9 protein-coding genes are annotated in these 13,941 nt (G+C 72.7%); 5 read left to right on the top strand and 4 right to left on the bottom strand.

Annotation, left to right across the window (positions count from 1 at the left end; genetic code table 11):
• Positions 1-103 precede the first annotated feature (103 nt).
• The 5 genes from Q8791_RS02250 (at position 104) to Q8791_RS02230 (ending at position 4,658) form a co-directional block, all read left to right on the top strand.
• A complete protein-coding gene (locus tag Q8791_RS02250) occupies positions 104-1,132 on the top strand; it encodes an ROK family glucokinase (protein WP_330089872.1) in 1,029 nt (342 codons plus the stop codon).
• 102 nt (positions 1,133-1,234) lie between these two features.
• Positions 1,235-2,008 carry an SDR family NAD(P)-dependent oxidoreductase gene (locus Q8791_RS02245; protein ID WP_330089871.1) on the top strand — a complete coding sequence of 258 codons (774 nt, stop codon included), beginning with the start codon at positions 1,235-1,237 and terminating at the stop codon, positions 2,006-2,008.
• Between the two features lie 9 nt (positions 2,009-2,017).
• Entirely contained in the window at positions 2,018-2,782 is a 765-nt protein-coding gene (locus Q8791_RS02240) for a crotonase/enoyl-CoA hydratase family protein (RefSeq protein ID WP_330089870.1), read from the top strand.
• Positions 2,783-3,184: 402 nt separating this feature from the next.
• Positions 3,185-3,415: a hypothetical protein gene (locus tag Q8791_RS02235; protein ID WP_330089869.1), complete on the top strand. Its 231-nt coding sequence runs from the start codon at positions 3,185-3,187 to the stop codon at positions 3,413-3,415.
• Positions 3,405-4,658, top strand: coding sequence for a DUF6716 putative glycosyltransferase (locus Q8791_RS02230; protein ID WP_330089868.1), 1,254 nt, complete (start codon positions 3,405-3,407; stop codon positions 4,656-4,658). Before Q8791_RS02235 ends, Q8791_RS02230 begins: the two co-directional genes overlap by 11 nt.
• A gap of 66 nt (positions 4,659-4,724) precedes the next feature.
• Here Q8791_RS02230 and Q8791_RS02225 read toward each other — a convergent pair whose 3' ends face one another.
• The 4 genes from Q8791_RS02225 to Q8791_RS02210 form a co-directional block, all read right to left on the bottom strand.
• A complete protein-coding gene (locus tag Q8791_RS02225) occupies positions 4,725-6,815 on the bottom strand; it encodes an acyltransferase family protein (RefSeq protein ID WP_330090132.1) in 2,091 nt (696 codons plus the stop codon).
• Positions 6,816-7,433: 618 nt separating this feature from the next.
• Positions 7,434-10,169, bottom strand: a complete 2,736-nt coding sequence (locus Q8791_RS02220; protein WP_330089867.1) for a CDP-glycerol glycerophosphotransferase family protein — start codon at positions 10,167-10,169, stop codon at positions 7,434-7,436.
• A gap of 40 nt (positions 10,170-10,209) precedes the next feature.
• Complete coding sequence (locus Q8791_RS02215) at positions 10,210-12,288, bottom strand: glycerophosphotransferase (RefSeq protein WP_330089866.1); 2,079 nt, start codon at positions 12,286-12,288, stop codon at positions 10,210-10,212.
• Positions 12,285-13,751 (bottom strand): bifunctional cytidylyltransferase/SDR family oxidoreductase, encoded by a 1,467-nt coding sequence (locus Q8791_RS02210; protein ID WP_330089865.1) that lies wholly within the window; start codon positions 13,749-13,751, stop codon positions 12,285-12,287. Before Q8791_RS02210 ends, Q8791_RS02215 begins: the two co-directional genes overlap by 4 nt.
• Positions 13,752-13,941: the final 190 nt, after the last annotated feature.

Genomic DNA, 13,941 nt, shown 5'->3' with positions numbered 1-13,941 from the left:
CCTCCTACGCGCACCCGGGCACGTCGTCGCCCGGGTGCGCGTTCTCCTGTGTGGCGGGCCCGCCTCTCCGGTGCGGGTCCCTGGAACCGGTGAAGTGGTCACGATGGCGGACACGCGGTACGGGCACGCCCTGACGGTCGGCGTGGACATCGGCGGTACGAAGGTCGCGGCGGGCGTGGTGACGCCCGGCGGGCGGATCCTCGCCCGCCTGCGCACCGAGACGCCCGAGCGCAGCAAGAGCCCCGCGGTGGTGGAGGACACGATCGTGTCCGTGGTGGAGGACCTGCGCCGGGAGTTCCCGGTGCGCGCGGTGGGGGTGGGCGCGGCCGGGTTCGTGGACGAGCGGCGCGCGAACGTGCTGTTCGCCCCGCACCTGTCCTGGCGCCGGGAGCCGCTGCGCGACGCGCTGTCGCTGCGGCTCGGCCTGCCGGTGGTGGTGGAGAACGACGCCAACGCCTCCGCGTGGGCGGAGGTGCGCGCCGGCTCGGGGCAGGGCGTGGACCACGTCGTGGTGGTGAACCTGGGCACGGGGATCGGCGGCGCGGTGGTGCTCGACGGCCGACTGCACCGGGGCCGGTACGGTCTGGCCGGTGAGTTCGGCCACATGACCGTGGTACCGGGCGGTCACCGGTGCGAGTGCGGGAACCGGGGGTGCTGGGAGCAGTACGCCAGCGGGAACGCGGTGACCCGGGAGGCGCGGGAGCTGGTGGAGGCGGAGTCACCGGTGGCCCGCACACTGCACCAGGCGGTGGGCGGCGACGCCCGGCTGATCACGGGTCCGCTGGTGAGCGAGCTGGCGCGCAAGGGTGACCGGGCGTGCGTGGAGCTCATGGAGGACGCGGGGGAGTGGCTGGGGGCGGGTCTGGCCAACCTGGCCGCGGCGTTCGACCCCGAACTGTTCATCATCGGCGGAGGTGTGTCCGAGGCGGGGGAGCTGCTGCTCGCCCCGGCGCGGGCGGCGTTCGAGAGGACCCTGACCGGGCGGGGCTACCGGCCGACCGCACGGGTCGCGGCGGCGGCCCTGGGGAACGAGGCCGGGTTGATCGGCGCGGCCGACCTGGCCCGCGAGGGCCTTCCCCGGTGGCACCAGAGACGCCGCCAGCGGCGCCTGGGGCGGTTCGGACGGGGATGATCCGCCGGGCCTGTGCCGTCTCGTCGATCCCGGGGGAGGCTACCCACAATTAACCGAACCCGGTTCTAGTGCGTGGGTCACATCCTCGGTAGAGTTCGGGCCATGGATCTGAACGGAATCTCCGCCCTCGTCTCGGGCGGCGCGAGTGGCCTGGGTGAGGCCACCGCCAAGGAGCTCGCGGCGGCGGGCGCCACCGTCGTCGTCGCCGACCTCAACGCCGAACGCGGGGAGGCCGTCGCCAAGGAGATCGGCGGCGTCTTCGTCTCCACCGACGTCTCCCGGGAGGACCAGGTCAAGGCCGCGGTCCAGGCCGCCGTCGACACGGGCAAGCCCTTCCGCGTCGCGGTCTCCTGCGCCGGGATCGGCTGGGCGACCCGTACCGTCGACCGCCACGGAACCCCCCACGACCTGGACAGCTACCAGAAGGTCATCCAGGTCAACCTCATCGGTACCTTCAACGTGCTGCGCCTGTCCGCGGCCGAGATCGCCAAGACCGAGCCCCTGAACGAGGACGGCGAGCGCGGTTCGATCGTCAACACCGCCTCGCTCGCCGGCATCGAGGGCCAGATCGGCCAGATCGCCTACTCCTCCTCCAAGGGCGGCGTCATCGGCATGACCCTCCCGGCGGCCCGCGACCTCGCGGCGGCCGGCATCACGGTCAACACGATCGCCCCCGGCATCCTGGAGACCCCCATCTACGGCGAGGGCCCCGAGTCCGACGAGTTCAAGGCCCGCCTGGCCGCCCCGGTCCCCTTCCCCAAGCGCCTCGGCACCGCCGCCGAGTTCGGCCGCCTGGCCCGGGCCCTTCTGGAGATCAGCTACGTCAACGGAGAGGTCGTCCGCATCGACGGCGCGCTCCGCATGCCGCCGAAGTAGGGAGACACCGTGTCCGACGAGGTTCTCTACACGGCCGAGGACGGCGTCGCCGTCATCACCATCAACCGGCCCGAGGCCAGGAACGCGGTCAACGCCGCGGTCGCCGCCCAGGTCGCCGAAGCCCTCGACGACCTGGACGCCCGCAAGGACCTGAGCGTCGGCATCATCACCGGCGCGGGCGGCACCTTCTGCGCGGGGATGGACCTCAAGGCCTTCATGAGGGGCGAGGTCCCGATGGTGGAGGGGCGCGGGTTCGGCGGGTTCGCCGAGCGCGGCCCCGGCAAGCCGCTGATCGCCGCGGTCGAGGGCTACGCCCTGGCGGGCGGGTTCGAGGCCGTCCTGGCCTGTGACCTGGTCGTCGCCGCGGAGGACGCCACCTTCGGCATCCCCGAGGCCAAACGCGGCCTGGTCGCCGGTGCGGGCGGGCTGCTGCGCCTGCACCGCCGGATCCCGCGCAACATCGCCATGGAGTTCGCCCTGACCGGGGACTTCGTCGGCGCCCCCCGGATGGCCGAGCTGGGCCTGGTCAACCAGGTCACCGAGAGCGGCGGGGCGCTGGAGGGGGCCCGGGCCCTGGCCGCGCGGATCACCCCGAACGGTCCGCTGGCGGTGAGGGTGTCCAAGGAGATCATCACCTCCTCGGACGACTGGTCCACCGCGGAGATGTGGGAGAGGCAGAACGAGCTGGCGGGCCCCGTGTTCGTCAGCCAGGACGCGATGGAGGGGGCGGCGGCGTTCGCCGAGAAGCGGGCCCCCGTCTGGAAGGGCGAGTAGCCCCACCGCTCCACGCCTCCGGTTCCGGACGTGGCGGCCGTCCCGTCCGGGACGGCCGCCACGGTCGTCCGTGGGAGGGCCCCGTGGGTGCGACGGCGCGTCTGCCGGGTTCGCCCCCGGGCCGGTCCGGCCGGGACCGCCGGTCCCGTCCCCGGGGCGCCGCCCGACGGCCTTGCCGACCCGCCGACCGCCGCGCCTCCGCGCTCGAACCTCCCTTCACGGGCGGTGAACGCGGCCGGGGCGGACCCCGGTTCACGCCCCGCAGGCCGACGGGGCGGTCCCGGGTGACCGCGGCCGGGCGGTGCCCGGGCTGAGGCGGAACCCCGCCCCGGCCTCCGGCCACCAACAGTCAGGACTTCGCAGAGTCTTTGTTTGACTACCCTCCGTGTGTAGCCTGTGGAGGTGTCCACACCGATCACGGTCAACGGCGCCGAGCACGGCTCGGCCTGGGTGGAGTCTCCGCTCCAACTGCTCCCCGTCACGGAGCCGCACTCGGCGGGCCTCCTCCTCGACGTCGGCCGGATCCTGCTGGGGCCCGGTCTCCGGGGGCCGGCGGAGACCGCTGCGGAACTGCGCGCCGACCCGTCCACCGACGCCGCCCCGTACGTGAGGGAGGCCGACCTTGGCCACTGACACCGACGTTCCGGCCCCTGCCGCACCCATGACGGTGCTCGCGGTCGCGGACTCCGACTCCTGCGTCAGGCTCTCGGCGGCCATGCTCGACGCCCTGCCCGACCACCACACGGTCGGTCTGGCGGTGGTGCGGTCGCCGATCGCGCCCTCGCCCGCGCAGACCCGCGCCGCGGTGCGAGGGACCCGCCAGTCCGGACGCCGGATCCCTGTGCTCAGCGCGTCCGAGCTGCGCAGGCTCATCCGGCGCCGCCGTCCCGACGTCGTCATCCTCAACTGCGCCGGGCCCGTCGTGGACGTCCTCACGCACATCCTGCTGCACGGGCGCGCAAGGCGGGGCGCACGCCGCCCCGTCCTGGTCTCCGCGCTGCCCGGCATCTCCGTCCCGGCCACGGAGAAGGCCTGGTTCCACCGCTCCCAGGTCGACCTGTTCGTCCTGCACAGCCACAGGGAGGTCGCCGAGTTCACCGCGCTGGGCGAGAAGCTCGGCGCGACCGGCGAGGTGGGACTGGCCACGCTGCCGTTCCTGTCCCGGCCCCGGCAGCGCCGCGCCAGACCCCACCGGGTGGTGTTCGCCGCCCAGGCCGGGGTGCCCGAGACCCGGCAGGACCGGGAGCGCGTCCTGGTGGCGCTGGCCGAACTCTCCGAGGACCGACCCGACCTGGAGGTCGTGGTCAAGCTGCGGGGGCGCGAGAACGAGGCGCGGACACACCGGGAACTCCACCACTACGAGGCCCTGTGGCGGGCTCTGGTGGAGGAGGAGCGCGCCCGCGACCACACGCTCGTGTTCCGCACGGGCGCCATGGCGGACCAGTTGGAACGCGCCCGGGGACTCGTCACCGTCAGCTCGACCGCCGCGCTCGAGGCGATCGCGTCGGGCGTCCCGGTCGCGATCCTCACCGACGTCGGCGCGGGCGCGGAGCAGACCAGCACGGTGTTCGAGGCCAGCGGGGTCCTCGGCACGCTCGACGACGTGCGATCCGTCCGCTTCCGCGCCCCGCACCCGGAGTGGTCGGAGCGAAACTACTTCCATCCGGCCTCGGACAACGACTGGGTGGACCGGCTCACCGTGCTGGTGGCCCGTGCGTCCAGGGGCGGGCTGGGCGCACACCCCCCGCTCCTGGACCCGTCCGCCCGGCGCCCCGCCCGGCGCCGAGCGCTGCTGGGGCTGAGCGTGCCGTCCCGGGCGGTGCGCGGCATCGGAGACGCCCGCAGGGGCCTGCGCGCACGGCTCGGGGGATGGTAGGGGGTCGGGCTCAGGAGCAGCGGCCCGGCGCCCGGGGTCGCGACCGGGACAAGGAATCCTCTTCGGTCACTGCCGGTGTGGATCGTTCATGACCGCCGGTCGTTCCCCCTCCTCCCCCGTGGCGCCGACAGGGGTGAACGGGTGGCCGGCCGCCTCGGCGAGGGTGCCCCCGTCCGCGGGGGCGCCCCCGAGCGCGTCGAGGAGGTGGGGCTCCAGGACCACCGCGAGGGACGTCGAGAACGCGTAGGAGAAGTGGTTGGTGTCGTAGTACACCAACTGGTTGCCGATGACGCCGTGGCACCTGCCGTTCTCGCACAGGTAGTCGGTCATGTCCAGGAACCGGGTGTTGCCGGGGACGTCCTCCAGCTCACCGAAGGGGGAGGAGAGCGACATCGAGTAGGACTGCTCCTCGGTGCAGCTACCGGGGCCGTGGCGGTCGACGCACTCGGCCACGTCGAACCCGAAACGGGGGGTGTCGCGGACCGCGACCACGTCCACGCCCAGGTCGTCCAGCTGCCGCCACCGCTCCACGAAACCGGGCGGCACGTGCTCAGCCGTGCCCCCTCCGGCCCGGGTCAGCGATCCCAGCGCGAACACGGCGTCGGGCCGCAGCTGCGCGATCTCGTCCATGACCTGCTCGTTCCAGACGGTGCACTCGGAGAAGGGCTCGCCCCGGTAGGTCTGCGGCTCCGCGCTGAACTGGCAGGCGTTCTTGGTCATCACCACCAGCCGCCACCCGTGCTGTTCGGCGATGGGGAGCAGCGACTGGAACCAGTGCCGGGCGTGCGAACTCCCGGTCAGCACCACCGTGTAGTCCGCGCCGGAGTCACCGAACACGCACCTGCGCATCTCCGTGTCCGGCAGCAGCGAGTTGCACTCGGAGGTCTGGTCGATGGTGTCCCGCACGACCGTGGTCGTGTCCGGGTACACGGGCAGCGCGGGCAGGTTGGCCCGGAGCTCCGGGCTCAGGTGCACGGCGGCCCCCGGGTAGGAGAGCGGGTCCGAGCTCAGCTCCAGGCGCATCCTGCGGCCCTGCTCGATGGACTCGCTCCACACCAGCCCGGCGGCCAGCACGGGGACGACGAACAGCACGCCGGCGGCCAGCGACCACGACGGGGCGCTTCGCGCGCGTGTCAGCCGCCCCACGCCACCGTCCACCACCCGGCTCGTGGCCAGCGCCGCCGCGAACGACAGGCCCAGGACGAGGAGGCCGCCGGGCAGCGACGGGCGGACCTGGCCGGTGATCTCCAGGTAGAACACCAGCACGGGCCAGTGCCACAGGAACAGCGTGTAGGCGTGGCCGCCCAGCCAGGTGAGCGGGCGCAGTCCCAGCAGCCGGTTCGCCCACGGCGGGGCGCCGTCGCCGCCCGCACCCGCCACCACGACCAGCACCGCGGCGGACGTCGGCCACAGGGACGCGACGCCGGGGTAGGGGAGCGCGTCGCCGATCACCGCCCCGCAGGCCGCCAGGGCCGCCAGGCCGAGCCACCCCGCGGTGGTCCGCAGCCACCGGGGAAGCCGTACCCGGTGGACGACCAGCGCGAGCACACCGCCCAGGGCGGGCTCCCACAACCGTGCGCCTGTGTCGAAGTACGCCCACACGGGCTCGGTCGCCGTGATCCACAGCGAGTACCCGAACGACACGGCCAGCACAGCCCCCACCGCGACCAGCGCGGTGGCGCGGACGCTGAGCCCCCACCGCGCCGCGAGCAGGCCCGCCGCCGCGATCAGGAGCGGCCACAACAGGTAGAACTGCCCCTGCACCGCCAGCGACCAGAAGTGCTGGACAGGACTGGCGGCCGCGTTCTCCGCCATGTAGTCGACCGAGTCCAGCGCCAGGTGCCAGTTGCCGACGTACAGCGCCGACGCCTGCACCTCCGCGATGACGCCCGTCCACCGCGAACGCGGCAGGAACAGGTGGGCGCCGATCAACACGGCGGCGAGCACCACCGCCCCCGCCGGGAAGAGCCGCTTGACCAGCCTGGCCCAGAACGCCCCGAAGCCGATCCGCCCGTCGCGCTCCATCGTCCGGACCAGTGAGCCTGTGATCAGGAACCCGGTGAGCAGGAGGAAGACGTCGACACCGCCGGAGACCGTGCCGAACCAGATGTGGTAGACGGCGATCAGCAGGGCGGCGACGGCACGCAGCCCCTCGATGTCGGCGCGGCGTCCGCCTCCTCGGACGTGGTCGACGGGGCGTCCAGGGCTCTTGGCGCCGGTGGCGCCGGTGGTGCTCGAGCGGCGGAAGAGGGCGGGAAGGGACACGGGTGCGGATCAGCCTCGGAACTCGACAGAGGTGGGTCAGGGGCAGCCGCCGAAGCCCCCGCTCCGGGGGGCCGGTGGGAGGCCCGGGCTCGGGACCACCGGGTCCGCGCGCCGGTGCGTCCGCGGCGGAGACGACGCCCCGGGGATGACGGCGCCCGGAGGGAAGCCCTGCGGGTCCAGTATCGGCGGGAGCGGTCGGTGCACCGCGAGTTGGGCGGTTCCCGTTGTCGAGTCGAGATGGAATCAGTGTGAATGCGTAGCCCTGAACTGCGGGAACGCGTGCCCTGGGTCACACTTTCGGTGCCGGGGTGCCGGGGTGCCGGGGTGCCGGGGTGCCGGGGTGCCGGGGTGCCGGGGTGCCGGGGTGCCGGGGTGCCGGGGTGCCGGGGTGCCGGGGTGCCGGGGTGCCGGGCGGCACCGTCCTCCCGAGTCCCCGGAACGGGGCCCGACCCCTCGAACGGCTGTGGGCCCCTCCGACGGAGGGGCCCACAGCCGTGAAGAGGTACGGGGCTAGCTGCCGCTGCCGCCGCCCAGCATGCGGTCGACGACCCTGCGGGTGGCCTGGCCGTCCGAGGGGTGGCAGAAGTCGCGGACGAACTCCTCGTACTGCTCCCGGTACTCCTCGGTGACGGGCCCGATGTCCCGGATCGCGCCGATCAGCTCCTCCGAGGTCTTGATCAGCGGCCCCGGGGCCCGCGCGGTCATGTCGAAGTAGAAGCCGCGCAGGGTGTCGCGGTAGTGCTCCAGGTCGTAGGTGAAGAACAGCATCGGCCTGCCCGAGTGGGCGAAGTCGAAGAACACCGAGGAGTAGTCGGTGATCAGCACGTCCGTGATCAGGTACAGGTCGGCGATGTCCGGGTACTTGGACACGTCCCAGACGAACCCCTGGCCGGCGCCGGGGATGCTGTCCAGGACCTTCGGGTGCTTGCGGAACAGCAGCACGTGGTCGTCGGCCAGCTCCCGCTGGGCCGCCTCCAGGTCGATCCGGAGGTCGAGCTTGAAGCGGGTCCCCCCGTACCGCTGGTCGTCGCGCCAGGTCGGCGCGTAGAGGACGACCTTCTTGCCGTCGGGGATGCCCAGGAGCTTGCGGGTCCGCTCGGCGCGCTCCTCGCGGTCGGGGGCGTGGAACACGTCGTTGCGCGGGTAGCCCGCCTCCAGGATCTCCGTCTCGCAGCGGAACGCCCCTCGCATGATGGGCGTGGTGAACGAGTTCGGCGAGACCAGGAAGTCCCACTGCCGCGACCGGTGCGGCAGGCTCGCGATGTACGCACGGTTCGCCTTCGGGGTGCCGAGCAGGTCCGCGCCGATCTTCTTGAGCGGGGTGCCGTGCCAGGTCTGCACGACCGTCTGCCCCTCGCGGCGCACGAACCAGTCGCCGATGCCGACGTTCGTGACCACGTACCGGCTGCGTGCCAGCGCCTCGTACCACTCGCGGCTGTGCCACTCCACGGGGACGACGCCCGCAGGCAGGGTCACCTGCTGGTCGTCGACCGACCACAGGTGCTCGACCTCCACGCCCCGCCGCACCAGCTCCTCGTACACGGCGCGCGGCGAGTCCGAGAACTGCTTGCCTCCGAAGCTGTTGTAGAACACCGCCTCGCGCAGCGGCTGGGCCTTCTGCTCCGCGGTGAACGCCTCGCGCAGCACCCGCTGCCGGTAGGCCCCCTTCTCGGAGTCGTCCAGCGGGTGCGCCGGGGCCAGGAACACGCGGTCGTGGAACCGGTGGTCCACGGAGTAGGAGCGCCTGGCGCCCTCGTGGACGAGCGGGAGCCGCGGCACCAGGTCGTGCCTGATCTTCACCGGCACGTCGTGGGAGTCGTCCCAGTCCTGGACGGAGCGGAACGACATGTACCAGCGGCCCTTGCGCAGGGGCAGGCTGTCGCCGTGGGAGTCGTGGTGCTCGGGGTCGACCACGGCGCGGAAGCGCCCGTCGGCGACCTCCACCGGCACGGAGACCTCCTCGAACCGCTCGCCGTGCCGCAGCACCATCACGCGGTCCCGGTCCGGGCCCGTGTAGGAGCCGGACAGGACCAGTCCGCCGTCCACCCACTCCATCGCGTCCACCACGGGCTGGCGGGCGCGGTCGTGCAGGACGAGGGTGTCCACGGCGGTGACGCCCACCTCGATCTCCCGGCCGCCCGCGGTGGGGTGGGCCCGGGAGAGCACGCCCTCGGCGACGACCACCGGCACCCGGTTCCCGCCGACCACGGCGTGGGCGCGGACTTCGCGGGTGGCCTCGGAGTCGGCCACGGACAGGTCGGACAGGGGAACGGTGACGCGGCGGCGGCCGTTCGGCCCGTCCGCCTCGGCCGCGTACTCCAGCTCCACCGGCTCACCGGCGGGACCGTGGGAGAGGACGAGGCGTTCGACCGGCCGTTCCGCCGGACCGCGAACCCCGAGGGTGAGCAGGTCGGCGTCGAGGGAGTGCGCGACGAGTTCGGCCTCGACCGCCTGGATCTCGAACTCCAGCCGCTTCTTGCGGAACACGCTCACCCAGCGGGTGGACCCGTCCAGGCGGTGGGCGTGCTGGTGGCCCGCGGGACCGATGTCGCCCGGGACCACACCGCCCCTGTGGGGTCTGCCGGACGCCCACACACCCAGCGTCAGCGACCAGGTGGAGGGGTTCCAGCCGTGGCTCCCGCGCAGCTTGGCCGGGTCGACGAACAGCTCGAACCCGGCCCAGTCGTAGCAGTGCAGCGCCTGCTTGGAGTCGGCCGTGGCGCGCGGCTCGTGCCTGGGGGTCACGCGGACCACCACACGCCGGCGCGAACCGGCGTCGGTGAGCCAGGCCATCGCGGGTACGCGCGGCGCCGACTCGACGGGCACGTTGCGCACGTACGCGTACCCGCGCACGCGCAGGCGTCCCTCCACCCAGGTCATGTCGGTCAGCTTGGTGACCAGCGGCATCTCGGAGTTCTTGAGTCGCGTGACCTCCCTGGGCAGGGAGGCCGGCGCGATGCCGGGCACCTCGACCGACGGTGACAGGCGCCCTCGCACCAGGTGGGCCTGCGGGTTGTCCCGCTCGTACCTGATGACCGTCTCCAGGTCGCCCAGCCGGTGCTCCTTGGCCAGCCACAGCTTGACCCTGGTCAGCGGGGAGAAACCGCTCAGGTCGCCGGGGGCCGAGCCGCCGACGAAGGCGTCGGCGGCGGTGAGGAAGCGTGCCCGCTCGTCGTCGTCCGACTCGGGCAGGTAGCGCATGAGGCGCTGGAGTTCCTCGGGGACCGTGCGCTTTGCTCCGGCCATGGGTTGTCAGGTTCCTTTCAGAAGCGCGGTGGACGGTGCGTCACACGCGCGCGGGAGCGGTGTCCGTCGCGGACGGGGTGCCGGAGGCGGGTGCCGGCCGGGTGGGCGACTCGTCCTCGGACGCCGACGGCGAGTCGGCGCCGTCCGCTCCCGCGGCCCCGGAGCCGACCGGGTGCCGGTCGCTCGTGCGCCGGTACAGCTCCTCGACGGCGTTCGCGAAACGCGACTGGGAGTCGGGCTCGCCGGGGCCGAGCAGGTAGGTCTTGAGCCCGGTGCGGTCCCCGGCCAGGGGGTCGGCCGAGGCCGAGTGCACGGCGGCCAGCGCGGCGTCCAGGCCGCCCCCGTCCGGCGCGAGCATGTACGCGGCGCTGGAGGTGGGGTGCTTGTCCTGGAACTCCCCGTCGGTGATGCCCTCGCAGTTGGTGATGGCGTAGGGCTTCTCGGTGGCGATGAAGTCGGCGACGACGCTGGAGATGTCGCTGATGAGCAGGTCGGCCTGGTTGAAGCACGAGTAGAGGGTCGGTCGCGGACCCTGGATGACCAGGTGTTCGGTGTCGGCGCGGCCGTCCCAGTACACCCGGTGCCACTCCTCGGACAGCTTCTGGAGCTCGGCCGCGGCGCCGGGGTCGGCGGTGCCCTCCTCGCGCGAGTTGTGGGCCTCGTCGGTGGCGCCGTTGTCGGTGTCGAAGGCGGCCAGCCGCCGTTCGAGGGAGGTGAGCTCCCCGGTGGGGCGCTGGTCGCCGTTCCCGGCCACCGACCGGTTGGCCTCCTCGATCATCGCGACGATGCGGCGGTGCGCGTTCCGGGCGGCCGCGGACCGTACCCCGGTGAAGGGGTGCGGCTTGTACAGGACGCGCACGCGCGGCTCGGCGGCCAGCAGGGTCCGGATCAGCTGGGGGCCCGCGTCGGTCAGGGACGTGTTGCCGGGCTCGTCGGTCCACCCCTCCCAGGTCGGGGCGTACAGGACGCTGCGCACGGTGTTGGGGGCGGTGTCGGTGCGGATCGCGTCGAGCTGGGGGCGGCCGACCTCCACGATCTCGTCGTCGCGCACCCCCACTCCGGCGCGGTCGTAGCGGTCGCGCCCGGCCCGTCCGGCGGTCCACACCTCGTCGTAGACCTTGCTGAACGGGTTGATGCTGGCGATCTTGTCGCTGTCGCCGTGGCCGACGAACACGTGGCCGAGCATCGGGTTGCGCAGCATGTGGATGTTCTTGCCGGTGTTGGCCGGGTAGAGGGCCACGCGCGCCGGGCCGAAGTCCAGTGCCATCAGGTCGGTGGAGGTGGGCACGCACAGCACCGGCACCGGGGTCGGCGCGAGTTGCGCGGCGATGACCCGCTCGCGCAGGACGACCACCGAGCGGCGCGGCAGGGCCGCCACCGCCTCCAGCCACATGTTGACCTGGTAGGCGGAGTCCGCCGAACCCGAGAAGTACAGGACGACCTCGGGACGGTAGGAGTCGAGCCAGGACTGGGTGAACTCCATGACCCGCTCGGGTTCGGGGATGGTCCGGGCCTTCACCAGGTACCACCCGAACAGCGCCAGGGCGAGCACGGTGAGTGACACGGACACGACCGCTCCGGCCACGACGGCCCAGACGGCGCCCGCGGCCACGTAGGCGACGGCGCCGGCGACGAGGAAGGCGTCCAGCGGCAGCAGGCGGCTCATGGGCTCGCGCACGAGCACCATGGGCGGGCTGTCGGGGATGCGCAGGGGGCCCAGGTCGATGTTGCGGGTGACGATCGGCAGGCGGCGGCGGATGCGCAGCAGCCGGGCGGTGACACCGCACACCAGCTGGAGCCCGAACAGCACCAGGCAGGTCAGCAGGACCATGCCGATGCCGGTGGAGGTGGCCGTGGGCGTGGTGATGAGCAGGCCCAGGGCGAGCAGCTGGCGCAGCAGGGCCCGCGGGGTGATGCCCAGACGGATCTGCTGGACGAGCTTGGCCAGCTCGGGCAGCCGGTGCAGGAGGAGGGCGTCCATGGCGTAGCTGCCGGCCGCCCCGAGGAGGAAGACCCACCACAGGCCGGTGATCACGCCCGCGAGCATGACCAGATAGGTCAGGCCGAGCAGGACGGACCCGATGACGGTCTCCCTGCCGAGGTCCTTGAACTTGCTCACTTCGCGCCCTCCGTCTCGTTGCGGGAGGCGCTGTTCACGGCGCCGGGCGGGTCCTCGCGGCGGACGTCGACGACGTGTCCGGTCAGGTCGGACAGGAGCACGTCGACGGACGTGCGGGCGACCTTCTCCGCGCTGAGGAGGCTTCCGGCGGGTTCGTCCCCGAAGGCGTTGGTGCGCATCGGGGTCTGCGTGCGCTCGGGGTTGATGCAGTTGATGCGCACCCCGTCCTGGGACCACTCGTCGGCCAGGGCCTGGGTGAGGTTGACCGTGGCCGCCTTGGTGGACGAGTAGAGGCTGTACTCGCCCCGCCCGCGCGTGTAGGAGCTGGAGGTGTACAGCAGGAGCTGTCCTCCGGTCTGCGCCAGGTACGGGAAGGCGGCGCGGGCGATGTGGACCGGGGCGAGGTAGTTGACCCGCAGGGCCTCCTCGATGGTCTCCGGGTCGGTCTTGTCCAGGCGGCCGATCCGCAGCACGCCCGCGGTGTTGACCACGAAGTCGACCCGGCCGGTGGCGGAGTGGGCCTGTTCCAGGGCCGCGGCGACGTCGTCGGGGTTGGCGACGTTGGTGCGGGTCGCGCCCCGCGAGTAGCGGAACACGCGCGCGCCGTGCTTCTCCGCGAGGTCGGCCACGCCCGCGCCGATGCCGTAGCTGCCGCCGAACACGACGACGGTGGCCCCCGTGAGCCGTCTGGCGTAGTCCTCGTCGGAGAACTCGGGGGTGGCGGAGGAGGCGAGCTGGAACAGCTTGTCGGCGATGAAGATGTCCACCGGCTGGGTGACCTTCATGTTCTGCTCCTCGCCGGCGACCACGTGGATCGGGACGTCGGGCGAGTAGCGCAGGACGACGGAGCAGTCGTCGGTCGCCTCGAACCCGGGGTCGTCCCACGCCTTGACGTAGGCGTCGCGGATGGTGGCGAGGCGGAAGCCCTGCGGGGTCTGGCCGCGGCGCAGCCGGGAGCGGACGGGGACGTCGGTGATGACGTCGTCGTCCACCTCGATGATCGTGTCCGAGGACGGGATCGCCACGTCCACCGCGTGGAAGGACTCCAGGGCGGTGACGCAGTCGTCGATGACGCGCTGGGACAGCATCGGGCGCACGGCGTCGTGGAAGAGGAGGTTGGTCGTGTCGGCCGGCAGGTGGGCGAGGGCGTCGAGGGCCAGCTGGGTGGTGGCGTTGCGGGAGGTGCCGCCGGGCAGCACTCGGGTGACCTTGGACAGCCCCGCCCTCTGGACGATCGCCTCCGCGTCGGAGACGAACCCGGGGTTCATCATCACGACGACCTCGTCGACCCTCGGAGCCTGCTCGAAGATCGCGAGCGTGTGCTCCAGGATCGACTTCCCGGCGATCTTGAGCAGCTGCTTCGGGGTGGCCAGACCGATGCGCTGGCCGCTGCCGCCCGCCAGGACGACGGCTACGGTGCGGTGCGCCGACGCGGACGTCGGGCGCGCGGAGGTGTGAGGCAAGGTGGTGTCTCCCGTCGAAACGCGAGATGTCGAACGACGGCCCGGACACGCGGTCCCGGTGGGGGCCGGCGTGTGGAGGGGTGGGAAACGCGGGAGGGGGCAGGGCCCGCGCGGGGGATGCGCGTCACTTCATGACATGTGTGCGTTGTCTGGATGAAGGTGGATGCTTCGGCGTCACGTTGACGGCCGT

It is taken from the genome of Nocardiopsis codii, from assembly GCF_036327455.1.
In the GTDB taxonomy this organism is placed as follows: Bacteria; Actinomycetota; Actinomycetes; order Streptosporangiales; family Streptosporangiaceae; genus Nocardiopsis; species Nocardiopsis codii.
This window is presented reverse-complemented; position numbering and strand designations above follow the sequence as displayed.

What these genes read in the sequence shown, in the direction of transcription:
- Q8791_RS02250 (WP_330089872.1), top strand. Translation starts at nt 104, where the DNA reads ATGGCGGACACGCGGTACGGGCACGCCCTGACGGTCGGCGTGGACATC.
- Q8791_RS02245 (WP_330089871.1), top strand. Translation starts at nt 1,235, where the DNA reads ATGGATCTGAACGGAATCTCCGCCCTCGTCTCGGGCGGCGCGAGTGGC.
- Q8791_RS02220 (WP_330089867.1), bottom strand. Translation starts at nt 10,169, where the DNA reads ATGGCCGGAGCAAAGCGCACGGTCCCCGAGGAACTCCAGCGCCTCATG.